General features: G+C 65.0%; 14 protein-coding genes. 2 read left to right on the top strand and 12 right to left on the bottom strand.

Annotated features, from left to right (window positions below; genetic code table 11):
• Positions 1-29: 29 nt before the first annotated feature.
• On the bottom strand, positions 30-1,967 hold the full coding sequence (locus tag ACSQ23_RS21140; protein WP_436091773.1) for an ABC transporter substrate-binding protein: 1,938 nt from the start codon (positions 1,965-1,967) through the stop codon (positions 30-32).
• A gap of 228 nt (positions 1,968-2,195) precedes the next feature.
• Between ACSQ23_RS21140 and ACSQ23_RS21135 the strand changes: the two genes are divergently transcribed.
• On the top strand, positions 2,196-3,185 hold the full coding sequence (locus tag ACSQ23_RS21135) for a LacI family DNA-binding transcriptional regulator (RefSeq protein WP_436091772.1): 990 nt from the start codon (positions 2,196-2,198) through the stop codon (positions 3,183-3,185).
• A gap of 439 nt (positions 3,186-3,624) precedes the next feature.
• Here the strand turns inward: ACSQ23_RS21135 and ACSQ23_RS21130 are convergent, their stop codons facing one another.
• The 3 genes from ACSQ23_RS21130 to ACSQ23_RS21120 all read right to left on the bottom strand — a co-directional run bounded on the left by ACSQ23_RS21130 (position 3,625) and on the right by ACSQ23_RS21120 (position 6,676).
• Positions 3,625-4,092, bottom strand: a complete 468-nt coding sequence (locus ACSQ23_RS21130; RefSeq protein ID WP_436091771.1) for a DUF983 domain-containing protein — start codon at positions 4,090-4,092, stop codon at positions 3,625-3,627.
• A 517-nt stretch (positions 4,093-4,609) separates the two neighbouring features.
• Complete coding sequence (locus ACSQ23_RS21125; protein ID WP_436091770.1) at positions 4,610-5,005, bottom strand: hypothetical protein; 396 nt, start codon at positions 5,003-5,005, stop codon at positions 4,610-4,612.
• Between the two features lie 603 nt (positions 5,006-5,608).
• Positions 5,609-6,676 carry a nucleoside hydrolase gene (locus ACSQ23_RS21120; protein ID WP_436091769.1) on the bottom strand — a complete coding sequence of 356 codons (1,068 nt, stop codon included), beginning with the start codon at positions 6,674-6,676 and terminating at the stop codon, positions 5,609-5,611.
• Positions 6,677-6,789: 113 nt separating this feature from the next.
• On the opposite strand from ACSQ23_RS21120, the gene ACSQ23_RS21115 reads away from it, so the two are divergent.
• Positions 6,790-7,731: a LysR substrate-binding domain-containing protein gene (locus ACSQ23_RS21115; protein WP_436091768.1), complete on the top strand. Its 942-nt coding sequence runs from the start codon at positions 6,790-6,792 to the stop codon at positions 7,729-7,731.
• Positions 7,732-7,788: 57 nt separating this feature from the next.
• Here ACSQ23_RS21115 and ACSQ23_RS21110 read toward each other — a convergent pair whose 3' ends face one another.
• The 8 genes from ACSQ23_RS21110 to ACSQ23_RS21075 form a co-directional block, all read right to left on the bottom strand.
• Complete coding sequence (locus ACSQ23_RS21110) at positions 7,789-9,021, bottom strand: amidohydrolase family protein (RefSeq protein ID WP_436091767.1); 1,233 nt, start codon at positions 9,019-9,021, stop codon at positions 7,789-7,791.
• Positions 9,022-9,034: 13 nt separating this feature from the next.
• Positions 9,035-10,000: an ABC transporter ATP-binding protein gene (locus tag ACSQ23_RS21105; protein ID WP_055887351.1), complete on the bottom strand. Its 966-nt coding sequence runs from the start codon at positions 9,998-10,000 to the stop codon at positions 9,035-9,037.
• Positions 9,993-10,985, bottom strand: coding sequence for an ABC transporter ATP-binding protein (locus ACSQ23_RS21100; RefSeq protein WP_436091766.1), 993 nt, complete (start codon positions 10,983-10,985; stop codon positions 9,993-9,995). The genes ACSQ23_RS21105 and ACSQ23_RS21100 overlap by 8 nt, the downstream gene beginning before the upstream one ends.
• A 12-nt stretch (positions 10,986-10,997) precedes the next feature.
• On the bottom strand, positions 10,998-11,945 hold the full coding sequence (locus ACSQ23_RS21095) for a succinylglutamate desuccinylase/aspartoacylase family protein (protein ID WP_436091765.1): 948 nt from the start codon (positions 11,943-11,945) through the stop codon (positions 10,998-11,000).
• A gap of 18 nt (positions 11,946-11,963) precedes the next feature.
• Positions 11,964-12,806 (bottom strand): ABC transporter permease, encoded by an 843-nt coding sequence (locus ACSQ23_RS21090; protein WP_436091764.1) that lies wholly within the window; start codon positions 12,804-12,806, stop codon positions 11,964-11,966.
• A gap of 4 nt (positions 12,807-12,810) precedes the next feature.
• Positions 12,811-13,791, bottom strand: coding sequence for an ABC transporter permease (locus ACSQ23_RS21085; protein WP_436091763.1), 981 nt, complete (start codon positions 13,789-13,791; stop codon positions 12,811-12,813).
• Positions 13,792-14,116: 325 nt separating this feature from the next.
• Entirely contained in the window at positions 14,117-15,289 is a 1,173-nt protein-coding gene (locus ACSQ23_RS21080) for a M24 family metallopeptidase (protein ID WP_436091762.1), read from the bottom strand.
• A gap of 287 nt (positions 15,290-15,576) precedes the next feature.
• On the bottom strand, positions 15,577-17,112 hold the full coding sequence (locus ACSQ23_RS21075) for an ABC transporter substrate-binding protein (RefSeq protein ID WP_436091761.1): 1,536 nt from the start codon (positions 17,110-17,112) through the stop codon (positions 15,577-15,579).
• Between the last annotated feature and the right edge of the window lie 21 nt (positions 17,113-17,133).

The following is a 17,133-nucleotide window of genomic DNA, read 5'->3' as shown; positions in this document are numbered from 1 at the left end:
GCGGGGAGGAACAGTCAAATGCCCGGTGGTCAGGCTTTGAAGAACTGCTCCGGGCGGGCTGGGCCGGGGGTCGGCCATCCGAACGAGTTCGGCATTTCTTTCAGCACGTTGACCATGCCGTTCTTGACGACGCCGTAGCCGTCAGCCGGCAGGCTGACACCGAAGGTGAAGAACAGGTTGGCCGCGTTCTGCAGCACCTGCGCCATCAGTTCCTGCTGTTTGGCCGGCTCGGCTGTGGCGACCAGCTGGCGGTAAAGCTCCTGCTGCGCCTTAACCTCGGCCGGCGGCTCGATCGCATCGGCATTGTCCGGCTGGGTGAAGTAGAGCGCCCAGCCCTGGGCGTAGAAACAGTTGTTGTTGATCGGCACGTAGAAGCGCGGGTCGAGCATCGCGGCGATGCCGGAATTGGCGCCGAACTGGTGCGCCGTCGCATCGTATTCGCGGCCACGGCGGACGCGCTGCTCCCAGAGCGAGCGGTCCATGGTGCGCATCTGCGCATCGATCCCCACTGCCTGGAACATCGGGATCGCCAGCTCGAACATGTCGAGGAAGGTGGTGCGAGTCTGGTCGAGCTCGAAGATGATGGAGACGCGTTGCCCGTCGGCGTCGAGACGGTAGCCCTCGCCATCCTTGTTCGGCAGCAGCCCATCCAGCATCTGGTTGGCCTTGGCTGCATCGAACTCGGTGAACTGCTTGGCCAACTGCTCGTTGTAGAGCGGATCGTCGGCGCGCATCGAAGCCTGCGCCGGTGCGCCCTGGCCGACGAATACCGCATCGATCAGCGCCTGCCGGTCAACGGCGATCGAGAGGGCCTGGCGGAACTCGAGGGTGTTGAACAGCTCGCGCCGCGTCGGATTGACATGGTTGAGATTGAGCTGGAACGCCATCACGTTGGCGGCCGTCTCCTTCAGCGTGTAGAAGCCATAGCCCCCGGCGTCCTGGCCGTCGAACAGCACCGGCTTGTTGGTCGGGGTGGCGATGTACTGATCCATCATGTCGATCTCGCCCTGCAGCGTCTTGAGCAACAGGACTTCGGGATCGGCGACCATCTGGTAGACGATGCTGTCGAAGTAGGGCAGCTGCGTGCCGGCCGTATCGACCTTATGGTAATAGGGGTTGCGCACCGCGATCGTGGTCTGCGTGTCCTGGCCGAGCGGGCTGCCGCCCTCCCCGGTGAAGGTCCACGCCGTCAGCGCGGGACGCTTGGTGTTCTGGAAGTAGACATTGGTGTCGAGATAGCCGATCTCCTGCTGGAACAGGGCGATCCAGCTCTCGAGTCCGGCGGCCTTGGCGAGCTTGTCGGCATCCGGGTTGTAGCGAATGTGGAACTGCTCGAGGTAGTGCTTGGGGCAGCGCACCAGCTGGTCCTGGTCGGCCCAGGCCATCTGCTGCAGGAAGAACCCGTTGGGGGCGGTGAACACCACCTTGAAGGTCTGCTCGTCCACCACCTCGATGGTCGCCGGCTTGCCACCCGCCGACCACCAGACGTTGCCGGCCTGGTTGGTTTCGGCATCGGTGAAATAGGCGTCGTACCAGAACTGCACATCGGCGGTGGTGAACGGCTGGCCGTCCGACCACTTATGGCCCTTGCGCAGCGTGATGGTGTAGACGGTCGCGTCCTCGTTGACCGCATAGCTCTCGGCCACGTTGGCTTCGATGCCCGACCAATCCGCGGTGAAACGGATCAGCGGATCATAGCCCTGGTAGCGCACCAGCATCGAGGCCGAGCCACCGCCAACCAGCGCGTGGTCCCACTGTCCGCCCTGCTGGCCGACCTGCTCCCACGGCGTGATCACCAGCGGATTGGCCGGCAGGCGGTCGGCCACCGGCGGCAGCGTGCCAGCGTCGACCTGCGCCTTGAGAAATGCAGATTCCGGGGTCTCTGCAAACACCTGCGGCGCGATCAGTGCGGCGCCTGCGAAAGCCGTGCTGCCGGCAAGAAAAGCCCTGCGGCTGAAACCGTTCATGTCTAGATCTCCTCCCAAAGCTGCGGCCACTTCCCTGGCAGCCGTTAGCTTGCGAAAGGCTTGCAACTCTGATTTGTTAGGTAAAGCGTTATGTGTGGCCGTTACGACGTTTTTCTAAGTCAGCTTGGCTGACATACTGAAGATCGGCGAGAGATTCAGAATTCTCTTACATGCTGTTAGGTTGCGTTAGGTTCGAACCGAACCGCTGTGAAAATCGGGGAAAAATCGTTGGAACGCGTCACGCTCGGAAGCCTCGCTGCCCGCCTGGGTCTCTCCAAGTTCGCCGTCTCGCGCGCCCTGTCGGGCAAGAGCGGGGTCAGCGCGGACACCCGCCGGCGGGTGCAGGAACTCGCCGCCGAGTTGGGCTACGCCCGCCAGCCGGCGCCGAAGGAACTGCGGACGCTCGGCCTCATCTTCCACGATACCGACCTGATCAACAGCGAACTGCACGTGCTGATCCAGAGCGGGGTGCAGGCCGAGGCGCAGCGGCGGGGCTACCAGGTGCGGATGCGCTGGACCCATCTTGCCGAGGAGGTCGAGGCGTTCGTGCGCACCTGCAGCGGCGCCATCATGGTGGGGCCGCACGAGCGCCATACCTATGACCGCGTCTATGCGCTCGACGTCCCGATCGTGCGCACCGGCTGGCTCGACCCCCTGGAGCAGGCCGACTTCGTGGGCGGCAGCGACCATGAGGCCGGCTCGGCCGTGGCGCGCTATCTGGTGGAACTGGGCCACACCGCCATCGCGTTCGTCCAGGGCACGCCCGGCTATCGCGGCCGCATGGAGCGCTATTACGGCGTTCGCGAGGTGCTGGAGCAGCTGCCGCAGGTCAGCTTCCGGCAGATGACCTTCGAAAAGGAGGTGCGCTTCACCGAGCACCTCAGAGCCATCGAGGCTGAAGGCTTCCGCCCCACCGCGTTCTTCTGCGCCCATGACGGGCTGGCGGTGACGGTGATCTCGGAACTGCTCCGCCTGGGCTACCGCATCCCGGAAGATATCTCGGTGATCGGTTTCGGCGATTACTCGGCCGCCACCCAGATCTCGCCGCAACTGACCACGGTGAAGGGGCACGGCCAGCAGATCGGCGCCGGCTGCGTGCGGCTGCTCGACGACCGCATCAACGAGCGCATGGCCCGCGACATCCCGGTCCGCCTGCTGATCGCCAGCCGCATCGTCAACCGCGCGTCATGCGGCCGGGCGAGACGGGTGGCAACGTAGCGGGGGCGCGGCAGGGCTGGCCAGCCAGGGGCCGCGCCGGCCTGCCTTCCCCGGAGGCCGCGGCAGGCCGTCTGCCGCTGACGACAAGACGCCGGTCAATACGAAGGTGATTGTGCTGAAGGCATAGGCACTGCTGCTGAGGCGCCCCGCCTGGCGCTGCCGCGTGAGCACCGGAATGCTCGCGACGCCGAGCAAGGAGGTGCTGGAGACACTGGAGTTCCGCGTCCCGGAGGCGACGGCACTCTACTGCTCAAGGGGGGCGGGCTGATGACGTTTCAATCGGGCCTGTTCGCCTGCCTACGCGAGGCCGGCTGGGGCAAGGTCGACTGGACCGAACTGGATCGGCTCCAGCCCACGTTCAGCATACGCAGCGTCAGAGCCTTTGCTGCGGATCGTCAAGGGTACCACCGGCTCAATGCAGACTTGGCGCTGGTGACGCTCAAAAGCCATGCATACGGTTGGCGAATTGCAGGCCAACGACTGCGCCCTTTATCGAGGGCAAAAGGACTAGCGGTAGGGCGATCGCGGCAAAGCACATGCCAAGAAGGTATACCCAGGGTGGGATGCCCGCCGCCCCAGCCTGAAACTCGAAAAGCCCGACGACCAGAATGTGGCCGACAATCGTTATCGCGATATAGGCGGGGAGATCATCGGCTCGAGCGTTTCCGAGTTCGAGACCGCAGTGCGGGCAAACGTCGGCAATCTTGAGATAAGCCCGGTAGAGCCGACCGATTCCGCAGCGCGGACACCGGCAACGAACGCCGTTGGCGATGGCCGGCCAGAGCTCACGCTTGCCTGTTTCGTCCTGCATCCTGTCCTCCGAGTTCACGACGCGGTGCCGATCCGCGTTTCGTTGAATGTAGGCATCTCGTTCGCCGCCGCTCTTATAGACCTCATGGGCCGTCATCGACGAACGCCAAATACAGCAAGCGGGACAAATGAGTAGTCTCCTCACTTCGTTAACGTTTGACTTCGATGCCCCCAGCGCGCCCTCTGTCTTCAGAGCAGCCTAATCAGCCACACACTGTGCGACGGCGCCGCCCCACCGATGGATTCTCCACGGGGACAGAGCGTCCGGTTCATCTGATACCCTTTGCGTCAGGGTCAGCTCCAGATTGACAGGAAAAAGTGCATGCATCTCGCGCGACGAAGTCGCTGGCAGCCCGTCTTGGCTGGTGGCTGAAGGCATACTTTGTGTTCGTTGCCATACTGGTGCTGGCGGGCTGGCTCGGCGTCACCGCTGGCCAGCTTCTCCCCACGGGTGTGGCGTCGCAGGTCGCCAGCATGGAATGAGCGGTGGTCCGCTGCAACGTGGAGAACCGCTTAGCGCGGCGATCTCATTAACAAAGTGAAGTGACGGTCTGAGGATCGAGCCCCATAGCGTGCTCCCCATTTGGCTTTGGCCTCCTGCGCCGGCCCCCCTTCTATCCAAAGGCCCCATGTCCGAAATAGCCAGTCGAGCGACTCCCCCTGATATCGTCGAGCGGAAGCGCCTGCGGGCAATAGCCCGCCCCTTCACCAAAGACATCATGAAATGGCAGGCGCAGCTTGCCTTCTATCGTCACGGCAGGTTGGCAGCGAAAGCCACGGCCGAGGATGTCGCTACCTGGGGCGTCGGACTGCACGACCTTCTGGCTGAGGTGCAAGAAGCTCAGGCTCGCTTCCGGGAAGCTGTAGCCGGCGAGCCCGTCCGGGGTGCTGTGGAGGATGCAGCGCGCGCACTTGAGCGCCTCGTCGAGCAGATTGCCGAGGAGCTGCGCTGATTCGGGACGTTCGACGAATTCTGATTGGTCCTGCGGTGCTTGTTGCCGGCGCGACATTCGCCGTACCCACCGGCCATTGGCGGGTGGTTGCTCACAGTGGTCGTGATGAAGCCCCTTAGCGACCAAGCGCTCCGGTGTTTGGCAGCGTTTCCCTCGATCGGCAAAAAGATTGCGACTGATGAAGACTTGTTGGTTTTTGGTCGTTCGGGCCCGTGGTGAATGGTGGGTAGACTGTGAGGGTAAGTCGTACGGCCCGTTCGAAAATGTCGATCACGCCACATCGAATGCCGTTCGGTTCGGACAGGTTTTCGGCGACGCCGGCCGTCAGTCCCAAGTCTGGGCGCCGGACGACAGCGGGCGTATGCGACAGGTTTGGAGTGCAGCTGTTCCAAAGCCTAAACAATAGCCCAGCAGAAGAAGACAGCGCCCCGGGCCGACAAGGGCGAACCTGATCGGCAGTCTCCATGGCGACTTCCTCGCGATGCCGCCCACCGCCTCGCCCCCGCCATCGTCGATCTTACCTCAAGGGCCGGTTTCTGACCCAAAGCGGACAAAGGAAGCGCCAGCTTCTTCGTGAATGCTAAACAGATCTCATGGCCGAGCGAGAGTTACCTGCGGCGGTGGTCGCCGGCATTGTTAAATCTCTCCGCTACCCGTCGGCTATTTCGCTGGAATGGCGTCGAGCAGCATTTGACGGAAGCGCGTGGTGTCGAGTTTGGTGGCGATCGTTATGGGTCGTTCGCCGAGGCCGGGGCCCTTGCCGGCGGCATAGGCGACGAGGGTGCCCAACGTCGCACCCGGAGCCAAATCGACATTGACCAGAACGTCTTCGCTGGCCTGAACGAGGCTGGGATCAATCGCCACGGCGGTGGCGATCTCGTCCCACAGTGGTAAGTCCTTCCACGCATACTGCGCGAGGTAGGCAGCCAGCGGCGTGCCTTTGGCGGCGATGTCGGCGATCAGCGCGTCGTCAACGGTCAGAGCTTCAGTCACCGGCCCGACCGAAACGATCGAGGCAAACGGCGCCGTGAGAACGATGCGGGCTGCCTCAGGATCGAACATGACGTTGAACTCGCCGCCGAACCCGGCGATCTCGCCGCTCTCGCTGCTAAAATTGGCGCCAGGATCGCTAGTGATGACGACCTTCTTGATCAGCTTGGGAAACTCGGGATCAAGCCGCGTCGCCAGCGCCAGATTGGTGAGCGGCCCTGCCGCGATGATAGTGATCTCCCCGGGGAACTTGTGCGCCTGCTCGATCAGGAACGCTGCGGCCGAGGCTGCGGCCGCCTTGATGGTCGGCGCTCCTTCGGCCAGCTTCGGTACTGCGGTCGGATCGAAGCCGGCGGCCGTGCCATCCGTCTCGGGCTTGTTCCACGCGCCCTTCCAGCCCAACTTACCGTAGCTCGCCTCCCAGCCCGAGAGGCGCTGCGGGGTGTTGATCAGCGGCAGTACCGCTCCTTCGTGGACCGGGACATCTGGCCGGCCCGCGACTTCGAGAAATCGCAGCAGATGCGCCGCTTCGGTGTTCATCCAGTCATCTCCGGTGACCACCGTGAGACCGAGCAGCGTGTGGTCGGGGTTGTGCAGGAAGAACAGCACCGTCTGCAGGTCGGACCCACCGGGTCCGGAAAAGTCGTTGTCGATGATGAAAGGAGCAGCCGTGGCAGGGGTCGCCAGCATCGCGGCGGCGGCGACCCTCATCAACGCATGGAGAAGGGTGTTTCGCATCGTAGGCCTCGTTCAGTTTTCTGGACAGAAATCGAATGACGACCAAGTTAGCCCGTGTTGCCGAGGGCGCATCTCCGTGAAAAGCTAGACTCCCGTTCGAGATTTTGGACGCCATGCAGATCGATGATATTCACGCGTTCTTCCGCATTCACAGTGCGGGCTCGCTTTCGGAAGCGGCGCGGCGCACCGGCATTCCCAAGGCCACACTCAGCCATCAGGTGCGGCGCCTTGAGGGGCAACTGGGCACCCAGCTGTTTGATCGCAGTGGCAATAGGTTGACGCTGACCCACGCGGGTTCGACGTTCCTGCCCTTTGCTGAGGACCTCGTACGGGCCCTGGCGCGCGCCGAAGATGCCGTGGCGCGCCAGGCCGCCGCGCAGTCCGTACGGCTGCGGGTAGGCACCGTGGATGGCCTTGGCACCAACCTGATGGGTCCGCTGAGCCTCGCCTTCATGGAACAGTATCCCGGCATCCAGCTCGATCTGCTGATCTACGACGCCGTCGATCTGTTCCAACGTGACGCCGGCCTCGACTGCATCCTGTTTGCCGATGTGCCGCCGCCCGAAGACGCCAAGGATATGATTGCCGTGCGCTTGGGCCACTCGGTCAGCCGCCTCTACGCCGCGCCGGGTTACCTCGAGCGTAACGGCACGCCGACTCTGGTGACCGACCTCAAGGACCACCAGCTCATCGACCGGCGACTTGGGGCAACGCCGCCAAGGTGGTCGCTGTCAGATGGCAATCGGCGGGTCGAACTCTTGCCGGACGGCTCGATCTCTACCAACGACCAGTGGATCGCCAAGGTGGCGGTGGTGCAGGGCTACGGCATCGGCTGTTTTCCGGAGTTCTTCGTCGCGGGCGAAGTTGCGGCAGGGGCGTTGGTTTCGCTGCTTCCAGACTGGGAAACTGACCGCACGCCGATCAGCATCCTCTATCCCAGCCACCGTTTCGGCAATCCGCACCTCAAGGCATTGGTGCGGTTCATCCGGTCGCACTTCGAAGGGTTCTTCTATTTCCCCTATCGACGCACCGACGTGGCGAGGCTGCAAGCGTAGTTTCCCTGATCGCGCTTTGAATGACTGCTGTTGGCGCAAAGCCGTCACATACCCCCCTCACACCCGATCCTTGAACACCTCGCCACCCCGCATGATCAGCGGCATATGCGCGCCATCCCCTTGCAGCAGCGCGATATCCGCCAGCGGGTCGCCGTCGACGACGATCAGGTCGGCATGGGCGCCGGCGGCAATCGTCCCGATCTCGCCGGTCATGCGGCAGAGCTCGGCCCCAACCGTGGTGGCGGAGCGGATGATTTCGGCTGGGGTCAGCACCTTGGCGAGGAGTTCGAACTCCATGCAGTGGTACTTGCGCAGGCCGCCCAGTAGATCCGAGCCGAAGGCCATGGGGAGGCCGGCGTCGCGCATGATGGCGAGGGAGTTGAGGCCGCCCGAGCGCACCACCTCGATCTTTTCGAACTCGGCCGGACCGAGGCCGAGCGCCTTGCCTTCGAGCCATAGCGCGTCATAGGCGACGAGGGTGGGGACGGCGATGCAGCCCATCTCGGCGGCGAGCTTGGCCGTCTCGGCGCTGATCAGGTTGCAGTGCTCGAGCGAGTGGACGCCGAGCTCGACGCAGCGGCGGATGGCGGCGTCGGTATAGACATGGGCTGAGACGTAGAGTCCGGCATTCTCGGCCTCCTCGACCATGGCGAGGATTTCCTCGCGCGAATACTGGATCGAGTGGATCGGGTCGTTCGGCGAGGAGACGCCGCCATTGGCCATCACCTTGATGAAGTTGGCGCCCTCCTTGATCATGGTGCGGCAGGCGGTGCGGACGGCGTCGACGCCATCGGCGATATAGCCCATCGAGCCCAGCCGGTCCGACATCATGCCGGGGCGGTCGTCGGTGCGCTTGCGCAGATCGGCGTGGCCGCCGGTGGTGGTGAGACCCTTGCCGCAGATGATGATGCGCGGCCCGTCGATCAGCCCTTCCTCGATGCCTCGGACCAGGCCGTGATCGGCGCCGCCGAGATCGCGGATGGTGGTGAAACCGCGCTGCAGCATTTCTTCCATGACGCGTGCCGAGCGGAGGCCGGCAAGCGAGGAGGGGGCGATCATGTTGCCCCACAGGTCGAGCGTTTCGGCGACCACATGCACGTGGCAGTCGATCAGCCCGGGCATCAGGGTCCGGCCGCCAAGGTCGATGACGCGCGCGTCAGCCGGGCCGGCGATGCCGGCGCCGACTTCGGCGATGCGGCCATCGCGCACCAGCACGGCCAGCCCATCGCGCAGCACGCCCGCTGCAGCATCGAGCACGCGGCCATTGGTGAAAAGCGTCGTCTGGGGCATCGGGGGGAACTCTCTATCTATGGTGGCAGGCGGCAAGGCGCCCGTCGGGTCGTGTGGTCAAAGCCGGCTCGCTGGTGCGGCAAATCTCGGTGGCCAGCGGGCAGCGGGTGTGGAATGGGCAGCCGCTCGGCTTGTTGATGGCGCTCGGCACATCGTCGCTCGAGGCGCTGAAGCTGTGGCGATGGCGCGGGTCGAGCGTCGGGGCCGCGCGGGTCAGCATCTCGGTGTAGGGGTGCGTAGGCGAGGCGAACAGCAGTGCCTTGGGAGCGATCTCAACGATCTTGCCGAGGTACATCACCGCCACCCGGTGCGAGATGTGCTCGACCACCCCGAGGTCATGCGAGATGAACAGGTAAGCAATGCCGAGGTCGCGCTGCAGGTCGGCCAAGAGGTTGAGGATCTGCGCCTGCACTGACACGTCGAGCGCCGAGACCGGCTCGTCGCAGACGATGATATCGGGCTTCAGCGCCAGGGCCCGGGCGATGCCGATGCGCTGGCGCTGGCCGCCGGAGAACTGGTGCGGGAAATTGTCGGCCTGGTCGGGCCGCAACCCGACGCGCGCCATCAGCTGCGCCACCTCGGCATCGCGTTCGGCCCTGGTGCCGACCCCGTGGATATCGAGCGCCACCCGAATGGCGTCGCGCACCCGACGGCGCGGGTTGAGCGAGGAGAACGGATCCTGGAAGACGATCTGCACTCGCCGCCGGTAATCCTTGAGGTCGCGGCGGCGGAAGCTGCCGATCTCGGTGCCATCGAACCGCACTCGGCCACCGGTTGGCTTCACCAGCCCGAGTAGCGCCAGGCCGGTGGTCGACTTGCCGCAGCCGGATTCGCCGACAAGGCTCAGCGTTTCGCCGCGCGCGATCGAAAAGCTCACCCCATCCACGGCCTTGACGGTGGCGGACTGGCGCTGGAACACCCCGGATCGCACCGGAAAATGCACCTGGAGATCGTCGACGGCAAGAAGGGCTTCAGCCATCGACATGCTCCCAGCAGGCGGCGAAATGACCGGGCCGCTTTTCCTCGAGCGGCGGTCGCTCCTCGAGGCAGCGCGCCGAGGCGCGTGGACAGCGCGGCGCAAAGGCGCAGCCCTTGGGCAGGTCCCAGGGCGGCGGCACGGTGCCGGCGATGTCGACCAGCCGATCGGTGGCCGGCCGCCCGGCGACGGGACGCGGGATCGCCCCCATCAGCCCCAGCGTATAGGGGTGGATCGGGTGCTCGAACAGGTCGTAGACGCTGGCTTCCTCGACGCGGCGGCCGGCATACATCACCACCACCCGGTCGGCGACTTCCGCCACCACCCCGAGATCGTGGGTGATCAGCACCAGGGCGGTGCCGAGCCGCTTCTGCAGGTCGGAAATGAGGCCGAGGATCTGCGCCTGCACGGTGACATCGAGCGCCGTGGTCGGCTCATCGGCAACGAGGATTTTCGGGTCGCAGGCCAGCGCCAGGGCGATCATCGCGCGCTGGCGCTGCCCGCCGGACAGCTCATGCGGGAACTGCCTGCTACGGCGCGCGGGGTCAGGCATCTGCACCAGTTGCAGCGTCTCGATGGCCCGCGCCATTGCTGCCTTGTGGCCGAGCTTTTTATGCCGGCGCACCGACTCGGCGATCTGCTCGCCGATGGTCAGCACCGGGTTCAGCGCCGTCAGCGGCTCCTGGAAGATCATGGCGATCTCGACGCCGCGCAGGTCCTCCACCCGGTGCTGCGACATGGCGAGGAAATCCTCGCCATTGATCTCGATCGAGCCCTTGCTGGCGCTCGCCGCCTCGGGCAGCAGGCGCAGCAGCGACAAGGCCGTCATCGACTTGCCGCAGCCGGATTCCCCGACGATGCACAGCGTCTCGCCGCGCTGGACGGTCAGCGCCATGTCGGCGACGACAGGATAGGAGCCGCGGTCGCCGCGGATCCGGATCTCCAGGTCTTTTACGGCAATCGCCGCGCCGACCGTGCTCGTCGCCAACTGCGCCACCCGTTACTGCTCCGCGCCGTCGAGATTGCCGACCATGAAGCCGTAATCGCCGGCTTCGACCAGGTTGCGGCTCAAATGCTGCATCACCATGATGCCGTTCTCGAACGGGGTGGGGATCTCCTCGATGGTCTCGAAATCATACGGGCTGACGACCCGGCCGAGCAGCTGGCCACCCCTGATGATCTCGCCATTGGCGGGGCTGAGCGGCTCGAGCCAGCCGCCATGCTTGGGCCGGATGCCGACCAGCTCGGTCACCACCACTTGCTTGGGTGGTGCGACGACGTCGCCGGCGATGACGCCGAGATAGCGCAGCTGGTTCAGCATGCCGTCGACGGTGCGCTTCACATAGGGGCCCTGGTCGACGATGCCGCCGCCGAGCTCGATGGTGGTCACCTTCATCTCGGGCCGGCGGTCGATGGTCACCGTCTTGGTGGTGCCGGTATAGACCGTGCCGGTCTTGCCGGTGGTCGGGCGGTAGAGGATCTTCGAGCCGAAGGCGCGCGAAAGCCCTTCGTCGCTCCAGATATAGACATAGTCGACGGTCGGGCGATCGGTCCCCGAGTGGAGGTCGATATTGGCGTCGAGCTTGTCGAAATAGTCGCGCGCCAAGGCGAAAGCGAGCTGCTGGGTGTAGTTGCCGCGATCGTCGCCGGGGAACTCGCGGTTGAGGTTCAGCTCGTCGAGCGGAGTGAAGCGGTGGTTCACCGCGAAGGCCTTGGGGTTGGCGACCGGCAGCAGCAGGATGCGGCCCTTGAGCGGCATGTCCTTGAGCGTGCGATAGAGCTCGAGAATGGCCTGTGAGCCGGCATTCTCGTTGCCGTGGATGGAGGCGGAAATGCCGACGGTGGGACCATCCTGTTCGCCGACCAGTTCGTGGATGAACAGCACGGCATCGCTGCCATCGGCGTGGGTGGTGAACTTGGGCCTCAGCTTGTTGATCTGCTTGACCATCGTTTGTCGTCCTTAGTCCTACTTGTTGGCGCCCAGGCGCGTGAGCTGGCGCGGATCGAGGATGTCCCTCAGCCCGTCTCCCAGCAGGTTGAAGCCGAGTACCGTCACCATGATGGTGGCCCCGGCAATGATGGAGAGCCACGGCTCGTCGCGGATGAAGCGGGTGCCGTAGGAAAGGGTCCAGCCCCAGGTCGGGGTCGGCGGCGGCAGGCCGAAGCCGAGAAAGCTCAGCGCCGATTCAATGATCACCGCGGTGCCGAGCCCGAGCGAGGCGAGGACGATAATAGGCCCCAGCGTATTGGGGAGGATTTCCATGAACAGGATACGCGGCCAACTGGCGCCGAGCGCCTTGGCGGCCTGCACATAGTTCTGCTCGCGCAGCACCAGTGTGGTGGCGCGCACCACCCGGGCATATTCGGTCCAGGTGACGGCGATGATGGCGGCCGAAATGTTGACGATCCCCGGCCCCAGCACCGCGACGATGGCGAGGGTCAGCACCACGGCGGGAAAGCCGAGGAATACGTCGGTGATCCGCATCAAGAGCATATCGACCCAGCCGCCGAAATAGCCGGCGGCCAGGCCGACGCTGGTGCCGATCAGCGCCGCGACGGTAACCGAGATGATGCCGATGGAGAGCGAGATGCGCGCCCCGAAGATCAGCCGGCTCCACAGGTCACGCCCCAGGTTGTCGGTGCCCAGCCAATGTGCGGCCGAGGGCAGCGAGAAGCGGTTGCGCATGTCGGGCTGGTCGACGCCGTGCGTCGCCAGCAGTGGGGCGAACAGCGCCAGGAACACGAGAGCGAGGATGATCAGGCCACCGATCACCAGCGAGGGGTTACGCAGGGGCTTGGGAATCCGCATGGCGCTAACCCAACCGCACGCGTGGGTCGACCAGTGCGTAGAGCAGGTCGACGACGAGGTTCACCAGCGCGAAGATCAGCGCGAAGGTCAAAACGATCCCCTGGATCAGCGGCAGGTCGCGCTGCGACACTGCCGAAAAGGTCAATTGGCCAAGGCCGGGCCAGGCAAAGATCATCTCGACCAGCACGGCGCCGCCGAGCAGCGCCCCGAAGCGGAGGCCAATGACGCTCAAGACCGGCAGCAGCGCGTTGCGCAGCGCATGGCGCACCACGACGCGCGGCCGGCGCAACCCCTTGGCATAGGCGGTACGAACGAAATCCTCGCGCAGCACTTCCAGCATCGAGGTGCGCACCAGCCGCGAGATGATCGCCGCTGAATTGGCGGCGAGCGCCAGAGCGGGGAGGAGAATGTGGAGGATGGAATCCCACAGCACCTGCGGCCGGCCGCTCAACGCCGCGAGGATCGCCTCGGGCATCGGCGCGCCACGGCCGATCGCCGGCAGCCAGTTGAGCTGCACGGCAAAGGCCAGCATCAGCAAGAGCCCCAGCCAGTAGACCGGCATGGAGACGCCGAGCTGCGCCAGCAGCATCGTCGCAGTGTCGATCAGTGAGCCCTGCCGCACCGCGGCGAGGACGCCCAGCGTCACGCCGATCACGGTCGCCAGCAGCAGCGCCACCACGGCGAGTTCGATGGTCGCCCCGATGCGCCCGCCGATGATCTCGCTGACCGGCGCGCTCTGGAAGATCGAGCGGCCGAGATCGCCATGCAGCAGCTGCCAGAAATAGGCGCCGAGCCTGATATACCAGGGGTCATCGAGCCCCAGCGTACGCCTCAGGTTGGCGATCATTTCAGGCGACGCCTCGGGGCCGAGCAGCACCGCGGCGGGATCGCCCGGCACCAGCAGCAGCAAGCCGAAGGTAACGACGATCATGCCGACCGCCATCGGGATCAGCAGGAGCAGCCGGCGAACGACATAGGCTAGCATCGCGGCCCCCGGAGAGTGTGGGTGGTCGCGTGCACGGAACTCTCAGTGATCCTCCCCCGCGTGGCGGGGGAGGGGGACCGCCGAAGGCGGTGGAGGGGGCGATCAGACCTTGCGGCTGCGCACGTTTGCCTTCTCCCCTTGTGGGAGAAGGTGGCGCGCAGCGCCGGATGAGGGGTACGCGCAACGCAGTGTAGCGCGATCGGAGCGTAAGCGACGAGCGACTGGAGTGCGCGGAGAGAACCCCTCATCCGCCCTTGGGGCACCTTCTTCCACGAGGGGAGAAGGCCCTCACTGCACGGCCGGTGAGTATGCTGAGCCCCCCACCTCATGCGATGACGATCTCGTCGATCTTGCGCGGATAATGCGTCATGCTGTCCGGTCCCTCTGCCGTGACCAGCACGGTGTCGGCGATGCGGTAGCCGGCAAAGCCGGGGATGGTGATCGAGGGCTCGCTGGAGGCGATCATCCCTGGCTCAAGGATGGTCTGGTCGCCGGCCTCGATCCAGGGGGATTCATGGAACATGATGCCCATGCCGTGACCCACCCGGTGCAGGGCATTGTCGGCCATGCCCTCTGCGCGGATATAGCCGAGCGCCAGGTTGTCCGAGGAGGCGCAGGTGTGGCCGGCAAGCAGCGCGGCGGTGGCCATCCGCTGCGCCTCATAGGCTACCGAGTAGTGCCGTTGCTGTTCAGTTGTCGGCTCGCCGATAAAGAAGGTGCGCTCGCTCTCGGCCGCCCGGCCGCCGACCCGGCAGCCGAGCGACAGGATCAGGCTTTCGCCCAGCTTCACCGGATTGCCGGTCGGCATACCGTGCGGAAAGCTCGAGCGGATGCCGGAATAGACGAGGCCCGAGGCGAGGCCCTGCACCAGCATCAGCTCCTCGTGCTCGGAATACATGATGTTCATGGCGTGCCGCGACACGTGCTGTTCGATGGCGATCTCACTCGGCAGCTCGCCGCCTTTGCGCACGGCCTCGCCGATCAGCGCCACGCCGGCGCGTACCATCTCGTCGGAGATGCGTGCCGCCTCGCGGTGCAGCACGATCTCCTCGGGATATTTCCTCAGTCGCATCTGCTGGACGATGTTGGAGGGCACCACCTTCGCATTGGGGAAGGCCGCCGCGATCTGCGCGATCCGGCCGAACGCAATGCCGTAGCTGTGGGCGACGGTGCCGGTCTGGGCCGGGAGCGCCCGCGCCAGCACGTCGAAGGGTTTGTCGACCCCGGGAAACTCGAAATAGATCACCGGTTCGGCGGCGATGCTCTGGTGTGCCGCATGCCCCTGTTCGAGCCGCGGCAGCAGCAGCCAGGCGCTGGTCTGGCTGATGGCAAAGACCACCGGCCGCTCGGTGGTGTAGTGCGAAAACCCCGTGGTGTAGATGACATCGTCATTGGCATCGAGCAGCAGCAGGTCCACGCCGGTCTCGGCCATGCGGGCGCGGATGTCGCGATGGACGCGGGCATAGAAATCGGCGCCAAGGCGCTGCGAAAACGTCATGTCATCTCCTAGGGCGCTTTGAGGTCAAAAGCGCAAAATCAAACGTCTGCAGTCATGGATGAGGTGATCATCCTCGGTGTTAGGTTCGGCACTCGATCTTCGCCCCACCCACCGGCTGTCATCCCAGCGAAAGCTGGGACCCAACTCACCGCTGGTACGGGCCGCGAAATGGATCCCAGCTTTCGCTAGGATGACACCGGTGGTGGTGTCGGGCATCCGTGGAACCGAAAACCAAAGTTCCGGCCGGCGCCTGGGCAGCGGGCGCCGGCCGGGGGAGGGGCAGGGACTTATTCGTCCATGCCGATCAGGCCGCGGAAATTGCCGCGTGGGGTCGCCTGCACTTCGACCGGGAAGGGCTGCTTGTAGAACAGCTGGTAGCCCTGGTCGGAGATGATGAAGTAGGGGAGGTCCGAGGCGAGGATGGTCGCCGCCTTCTGGTAGGCGGTGGCGCGTGCCGCCTGGTCGAGCGACGAGCGGCCCTCCTGCAGCAGCTTATCGACCTCGGGGTTGGAATAGCCGCCCCAGTTGGTCGAGCCGCCGGTCGACAGCTGGCCGAACAGCAGCCGGTCCGGATCGACGATGTTGAGCCAGCCGAGCAGCGCGATCTGGTGCAGGCCCTTCTGCACGTAGTTGGTGGAGAAGGACGGCCAGTCGGTGATCTGCACCTGCGCATCGACGCCGGCCGACTGCATCAGCGCCTGGGTCAGCTCGACCGACTGCACGCGGTTGGGGTCTTCGCTGTGGGTGGAAAGCGTCACCGTCAGCTTCTTGCCATCCTTGTCGAGGATGCCGTCGCCGTCCGTATCCTTCCAGCCCTGCTCGTTGAACTTGGCCACTGCGCCTTCGACGCTGAAGGTCGGCTGCTTGATATCGGCCGAATAGGCCCAGGAGGAGGGGAGGATGATCGAGGAGGCGATCTCGTCGACGCCCTGGTAGATGTCGTTGACGATCGAATTCTGGTCGATCAGCATCGAGAAGGCCTGCCGCATGCCGGGGTCGGCCAGCAGCGGATCCTTGACGTTGTAGTTGATGTAGGTGACGCCGAGGCCCGCGGTGATGACGTTGCCGAAGCGGGCATCGGCCTTGAGCCGGGCGATGTCGTTGGGCGACAGCGGCGACTGGATCACGTCGAGATCGCCGGCCTCGAAGGCCTGGGCGCGGGCCGAGTTGTCGCCGATGATCTTGACGGTGACATCGGTCACTTCAGGGGCGCCGCCCCAATAGCTCGGGTTGGCCTTGAGCACGATATCGCTGCCGCGGTTCCAGGCGGTGAGCACCATCGGGCCAGCGCCGACCGGGTCGGTGGCCGGGTCTTTGCCGGCCTCGACCGCCGCCTTCGAGACGATCCCCTTGTCGAGATAGCTCAAGAGCGGCGCGTAGGGCGCCGAGAGGGTGAATTTTACCGTCTGCGGGTCGATGGCCTCGATGGCGCTGATCGGGCTGTAGAGCGCCCGGTCCGGGGCGTTGAAATCGGGGTTGATGACGCTCTCATAGGTATAGACCACGTCATCGGCGGTGAGCGGCGAGCCGTCCGAGAAGGTGAGGCCCGAGCGGAGCTTGAAGATGTAGGTCTGCGGGTCGGGCGATTCCCAGCTCTCGGCCAGGTCCGGGACGGCCTCGAGCTTGGCAGTCAAATGCACGAGGCCTGCATAGATCAGGTCGGCGGTGCGGTAGGCGGTGGTGTCGCGCGTCAGCCGCGGATCGAGCGTGCCGGCATCGACGTCGGTGCCGATGACGATGGCTTTGTCCTGTGCCAGCGTGACGGTCGCCGGCATCGCTCCCAGCGCCACGATGGCGGTGGTCAGCAGCAGTAGTTTGTTCATTCCCGTTCCCCTGTGAACTTT

This window comes from Devosia sp. LjRoot16, assembly GCF_964252795.1.
Classification (GTDB): Bacteria; Pseudomonadota; Alphaproteobacteria; order Rhizobiales; family Devosiaceae; genus Devosia_A.
Note: the sequence above shows the minus strand (reverse complement) of the source record. Positions and strands in the feature narration are given on the sequence as shown.